The sequence below is a fragment of the Aeromicrobium sp. genome (assembly GCF_036675695.1).
In the GTDB taxonomy this organism is placed as follows: Bacteria; Actinomycetota; Actinomycetes; order Propionibacteriales; family Nocardioidaceae; genus Aeromicrobium.
Map to the genome: position 1 here is coordinate 1 of NZ_JAKFEL010000079.1, position 5,071 is coordinate 5,071.

Consider the following 5,071-nt stretch of genomic DNA (forward strand, 5'->3'; position numbering starts at 1 on the left):
AGGCCATAGCGCTGATCGCGGCGCTCGAGCTCGTCGATGAGGGTGCCGAGGATCATCGCGCCGGTCGCACCCAGCGGGTGGCCCATCGCGATCGCGCCACCGTTGACGTTGGTCTTTTCGTGCGGGAAGTCGAGATCCTTCATGAGGCGCATCGCGACAGCGGCGAACGCTTCGTTGATCTCGAGCAGGTCGATGTCGTCGACCGTCAGGCCAGCCTTGTCGAGCGCCTTGCGGCAGGCGGGGGCCGGACCGGTCAGCATGATCGTCGGGTCGGCGCCGGAGACGGCAGCCGAGACGATGCGGGCACGCGGGGTGAGCCCGTGGCGCTTGCCGGCGGCCTCGCTACCGATCGCGACGAGTGCAGCACCGTCGACGATGCCGGACGAGTTGCCGGCGTGGTGGACGTGGTTGATGCGCTCGACCTGGTGGTACTGCTCCAGAGCGACCGAGTCGAAGCCACCCATCTCGCCGATGGCAGCGAACGAGGCGGGCAGGCCGGCGAGGCTCTCGACCGTCGTGCCTTCACGTACGAACTCGTCGTGGTCAAGGATCGTCAGGCCGTTCTCGTCCTTGACGGGGATGACCGACTTGTTGAAGTAGCCGTTGGCGATCGCCTTTGCGGCGCGGGCCTGTGACTCGGCGGCGAACGTGTCGACGTCGGTACGGGTCCAGCCCTCGAGCGTGGCGATGAGGTCAGCGCCGATGCCCTGCGGGACGAACGAGGTGTCGAACGCCGTACGGGGATCCATGGCCCAGGCGCCACCGTCGGAGCCCATGGGCACGCGGCTCATCGACTCGACTCCACCGGCGAAGATCAGGTCCTCCCAGCCGGAGCGGATGCGGCCTGCCGCCTGGTTGACGGCTTCGAGGCCGGAGGCACAGAAACGGTTGAGCTGAACGCCGGCAACCGTGTCAGGCAGTCCTGCAGCCAGAGCCGCGGTCTTGGCGAGGTCGCCACCCTGATCGGCGACGGGCGATACAACGCCGAGCACGACGTCATCGACGCCATTCGGGTCGAGTGTGGGGTTGCGCTTCTGGATCTCATCGATCAAGCCGGTGATCAGCGTGATCGGCTTGACCTCGTGGAGTGATCCGGTCTTCTTGCCGCGACCACGCGGGGTGCGGATGGCGTCGTAGACAAATGCCTCGGTCATGAATGTGTCCTCGCAGTGAGAAAGGTGACTGCCACTCTGCAATCTAGGAACAGATGTGACGTAGGAACGATTGTGACACCAACACTGTCATTGTCCAACCGTCGGGGGTTGTGGTGATCGTCACGGATAGTCTCAAGGGTATGAATCCGGCACCGGTCGAGACGCTGAGCGTCGAGCAGCTCGCCTCCCGAGTCGGGATGACCGTACGTACGGTGCGCTTCTACGCCGGCCGCGGACTGATTCCGCCGCCGCGGCGTGAGGGCCGCAACGGCTACTACGGACCTGACCACCTCGCTCGCCTCGAGCTGGTCCGTGAGCTACAGGCGCACGGTTTCACGCTGTCGGCGATCGAGGGCTACCTCGAGAACATCCCAGGTGATGCCACCCCCGAACAGGTCGCACTGCACCGCACACTGCTGGCGCCCTGGATGCCAGACCTCCCTGAGACGGTCACCCGTCCCGAGCTGCTCAAGCGCACCGGGCGCGAGCTGACCGACGACGACCTCGAGCTGCTCGTGGCACTCGGTGTTATCGAGCCGACCCCGGTCGAGGACGTCTTCCAGGTCGCGCCCGCCCACCTCGCTGTCGGCGTCCAGTTCCTCGACGTCGGGCTCCCGACCGAGGCGGCGCTTGCCGCACGTCGCATCATCACCGAGCACGGCCAGGCCATGGCAACCGAGCTCACCGAACTGTTCCGCACGACGGTCTGGCCGCACCTGAAGTCCTCGGGTCAGCCGCCCGAGGCCATCACCACAATGATCGAGCGGTTCAAACCTCTGACGATCGCGGCGCTCGTGACGGCATACGAGACTGCGGTCGACGAAGCCAAGCGCGAAACGATCCGCCGCAGGAGCTAACCCGGTGCCATACGCGACCAATCGGCTGGACGGCGTTCGAACGTACGTCGAGGACTGGGCTGCGGACGGTCCCCCGATCTTGGTCTACACCGGCCTTGGCGATCCCCTTGAGGATGCTCAGGAGAATCCGCTCGTGCAGGCGTTGGCACCGAATCACCACCTGTATTTCGCCGATCATCGCGGACACGGTCGCAGCGACAAGCCCCATGACGATGCCGCGTACGCGCTCCCGACCAGGGTCGCCGACGTCGTCGCGGTGCTCGATCACTTCGGCCTCGACAGTGTTCACCTGCTCGGTTTCTCGTGGGGAGCGAGGCTCGGCTTCGCGTTCGGCGAGCACGAACCCGATCGGGTCAGGTCGCTGACGTTGTGCGGCAACCAGCCCTACGCATGGGACCCGTCCTGGCCCCCTGTCCCGCTGCTGACCAGAGCACTCGACTTGGCCCAGGGCGGAGGGATGAAGGCGTTCGCCGACTTCCTGGAGCGTGCGTTCGGCGAGAAGCTCCCGCCCCAGGCACGTGAACGCGTCCTCGCCAACGACCCACAGGCACTGGCTGCCGCGTGGCGGTCGGCACTGGCCGAGGGCCCCGTGTCAGCAAACCTGTCAGCGTGGGACCTCCCGTGCCTCATCTACATGGCGGTGGGTGAGGACATGTTTGCCAACGCCGAGCGAGCTGCGTCCGAGATCCCGGCCGCTCGCTTCCTCGCACTGGACGGACTCACGCACCTGTCAGCGCCGTACGAGGTCGACCAGGTCCTGCCAGCCGTGCTCGCTCTCGTCGCAGACGCGGAAGGCTAGAGGCCCATTCCGCGGCCGATGATCTCCTTCATGATCTCGGTCGTGCCGCCGTAGATCGTCTGGATGCGGGTGTCGAGGTATGCCTTCGAGATCGGGTACTCGCTCATGTAGCCATAGCCACCGAACAGCTGCAGGCACTGGTCGACCGTCTTCTTCTGCAGCTCGGTCGTCCACCATTTGCCCATTGCCGCTTCGGCGACGGTCAGCGTCCCGTTGTTGAGCTCAGTGATCGAGCGATCGACGAAGACCTGCGCGATCTGCTGCTCGGTCTCGAGCTCGGCGAGCACGAAGCGTGAGTTCTGGAACGAGCCGATCGGCTTGCCGAACGCCTTGCGCTCCTTCACGTACTCCACGGTCATGTCGATCATCTGGCGGCAGGCAGCTGCGGCGACGACCGAGATCGTCATGCGCTCCTGGGGCAGGTTGTCCATCAGGTAGATGAAGCCCTGGCCCTCTTCGCCCAGCAAGTTGGAGGTGGGAACGCGGCAGTTGTCGAAGAACAGCTCGGCGGTGTCCTGAGCCTTGAGGCCCATCTTGTCGAGGTTTCGTCCGCGCTCGAAGCCCTCCGCACCGCGCTCGACGACGATCAAGGAGAAGCCCAGGGCCCCGGCCTCGGGGTCGGTCTTGGCGACCACGATCACGAAGTCGGCGTTGATGCCGTTGGTGATGAACGTCTTGGCGCCGCTGATGACGTACTCGTCACCGTCCTTGACCGCAGTGGTCTGGATGCCCTGCAGGTCCGAACCAGTGCCCGGTTCGGTCATCGCGATCGCGGTGATCATCTCGCCGGAGCAGAACTTCGGGAACCAGCGAGCCTTCTGCTCGTCGGTGCAGTACTTCAGCAGGTAGCCGGAGACGAGATCGGTCTGAATGGCAAAGCCCACTCCGCTGCCGCCGACCCGAGTGACTTCCTCCTGCAGGACGGCGTTGAAACGGAAGTCGTGCATGCCGCCTCCGCCATACTCCTCCGGCATCATGAAGCCGAGGAGGCCCAGCTCGCCGGCCTTGGTCCAGACGTCACGCGGGACGATCGAGTCCTTCTCCCACTGCTCGTGGTGAGGAGCGATCTCCTTCTCGCAGAACGCTCGTACGGTGTCGCGGAATGAGTCGTGGTCGGCTTCAAAAATCGTGCGCTTCATGGTGGCCTCTTTTGTGATGTGTGGTCAGTCGGCCTGAACGGCAACGCCGTCGGCAAGTAGTGAATCGATGTCAGCGATGCCCCAGGCAGCGAGAGCCTCGGCAGTATTGGTGCCGGCCTTCACCGGCGAAGTGGTGAGGTTGGCGGGAGTCTCGGAGAAGCGTGGTGCGGGTGCCGGCTGCACGAGACCGTCGTGCTCGACGTACGTACCGCGGGCCACGTTGTGCGGGTGTGCGGCAGCCTCATCGATCGGCACGACGGGCGCGACACACGACTCGGTGCCATCAAACAGCGCCGTCCATTCGGCCTGAGTCTTGGAGAGGAAGGTCTCCTCGAGCACCTTGCGGAGTGCGTCCCACTGGCTCGGGTCGTACCGGTCGGGGAGTGAGATGCCGGGTACAGCGGCCTGCAGCACCTGCTCCATCGCCACCCAGAACTGGGGCTCAAGACCACCGACGGACATCCACCGGCCGTCCGACGTCTCGTAGACGTCGTAGATCGGCACTCCCGAGTCGAGCAGGTTGGTGCCTCGCTCGGCGTTCCATGAGCCGACCTGCATCATGCCGATCGGCATGGCAAGCAGATGGGCGACACCGTCGGTGATCGCGGCATCGACGACCTGGCCCTTGCCGGTCGACTTGGCATGCAGGAGAGCCGCGAGAACGCCCGTGACGAGGTACATCGACCCACCGGCGAAGTCGCCGAGCAGGTTGAGTGGGATCTGTGGAGGACCTCCGGCGCGGCCCATCGTGTCGAGGGCGCCGGCGACCGAGATGTAGTTGATGTCGTGGCCGGCGGTGTGGGCGAGCGGGCCGCTCTGGCCCCATCCCGTCATACGTCCGTACACGAGCTGCGGGTTGCGGGCGAAGCAGTCCTCCGGGCCGAGGCCAAGGCGTTCGGTGACCCCGGGGCGGAACCCTTCAATCAGTACGTCGGCCTTCTCGACGAGCTGGAGAACGACCTCGACACCACGAGGATCCTTGATGTTGACGGCTGCTGACGGCCGACCGCGACTGAGGATGTCCTTCTCGGGCTGCGAAACCTGCATGGCGTTGCCGCCGGGACGATCGACGCGGATGACGTCGGCGCCGAGATCGGCGAGCAGCATTCCGGCAAACGGGCC

The 5,071-nt window shown here is 65.4% G+C and carries 5 protein-coding genes; 2 read left to right on the forward strand and 3 right to left on the reverse strand.

Annotation, left to right across the window (positions count from 1 at the left end; translation table 11 throughout):
* Positions 1-1,154 (reverse strand): acetyl-CoA C-acetyltransferase (locus V6M39_RS05290; RefSeq protein WP_332642692.1); only part of this gene is annotated, 1,154 nt, incomplete at its 3' end.
* Positions 1,155-1,294: 140 nt separating this feature from the next.
* Between V6M39_RS05290 and V6M39_RS05295 the strand changes: the two genes are divergently transcribed.
* Both V6M39_RS05295 and V6M39_RS05300 read left to right on the forward strand, forming a co-directional pair.
* Positions 1,295-2,011 carry a MerR family transcriptional regulator gene (locus V6M39_RS05295; protein ID WP_332642693.1) on the forward strand — a complete coding sequence of 239 codons (717 nt, stop codon included), beginning with the start codon at positions 1,295-1,297 and terminating at the stop codon, positions 2,009-2,011.
* A gap of 4 nt (positions 2,012-2,015) precedes the next feature.
* Positions 2,016-2,810, forward strand: a complete 795-nt coding sequence (locus tag V6M39_RS05300) for an alpha/beta fold hydrolase (protein WP_332642694.1) — start codon at positions 2,016-2,018, stop codon at positions 2,808-2,810.
* On the opposite strand, the gene V6M39_RS05305 is transcribed toward V6M39_RS05300, so the two are convergent.
* Positions 2,807-3,949 carry an acyl-CoA dehydrogenase family protein gene (locus V6M39_RS05305; RefSeq protein ID WP_332642695.1) on the reverse strand — a complete coding sequence of 381 codons (1,143 nt, stop codon included), beginning with the start codon at positions 3,947-3,949 and terminating at the stop codon, positions 2,807-2,809. The genes V6M39_RS05300 and V6M39_RS05305 overlap by 4 nt on opposite strands.
* A 24-nt stretch (positions 3,950-3,973) precedes the next feature.
* Positions 3,974-5,071 (reverse strand): CaiB/BaiF CoA transferase family protein (locus V6M39_RS05310; RefSeq protein WP_332642696.1); only part of this gene is annotated, 1,098 nt, incomplete at its 5' end.

Bases quoted from the DNA above. Each gene is read 5' to 3' on its own strand.
- V6M39_RS05295 (WP_332642693.1), top strand. From the start codon at position 1,295: ATGAATCCGGCACCGGTCGAGACGCTGAGCGTCGAGCAGCTCGCCTCC.
- V6M39_RS05305 (WP_332642695.1), bottom strand. From the start codon at position 3,949: ATGAAGCGCACGATTTTTGAAGCCGACCACGACTCATTCCGCGACACC.